Annotated in this window: 2 tRNA genes and 1 rRNA gene; all 3 read left to right on the forward strand. The window is 42.5% G+C overall.

Annotated elements, in window-relative coordinates:
* Positions 1 to 52: ribosomal RNA gene (locus tag IDG65_RS14300) — 16S ribosomal RNA — on the forward strand; the annotation flags it as partial.
* A 91-nt stretch (positions 53 to 143) separates the two neighbouring features.
* A tRNA-Ile gene (locus tag IDG65_RS14305) sits at positions 144 to 220 on the forward strand.
* Between the two features lie 18 nt (positions 221 to 238).
* Positions 239 to 314 (forward strand) — tRNA-Ala (locus IDG65_RS14310).
* Positions 315 to 435: the final 121 nt, after the last annotated feature.

Here is a 435-nt window from a genome sequence, read left to right on the forward strand (position 1 = left end):
GAAGTCGTAACAAGGTAGCCGTATCGGAAGGTGCGGCTGGATCACCTCCTTTCTAAGGATATATTCGGAACATCTTCTTCAGAAGATGCGGAATAACGTGACATATTGTATTCAGTTTTGAATGTTTGTTCATTCAAATTAATGGGCCTATAGCTCAGCTGGTTAGAGCGCACGCCTGATAAGCGTGAGGTCGGTGGTTCGAGTCCACTTAGGCCCACCATTAATTTAATACCTATTTGGGGGCTTAGCTCAGCTGGGAGAGCGCCTGCTTTGCACGCAGGAGGTCAGCGGTTCGATCCCGCTAGTCTCCACCATTATTTGTACATTGAAAACTAGATAAGTAAGTAAAATATAGATTTTACCAAGCAAAACCGAGTGAATAAAGAGTTTTAAATAAGCTTGAATTCATAAGAAATAATCGCTAGTGTTCGAAAG

The sequence above is a fragment of the Staphylococcus sp. EG-SA-17 genome (assembly GCF_017151845.1).
Taxonomy (GTDB): Bacteria; Bacillota; Bacilli; order Staphylococcales; family Staphylococcaceae; genus Staphylococcus; species Staphylococcus aureus.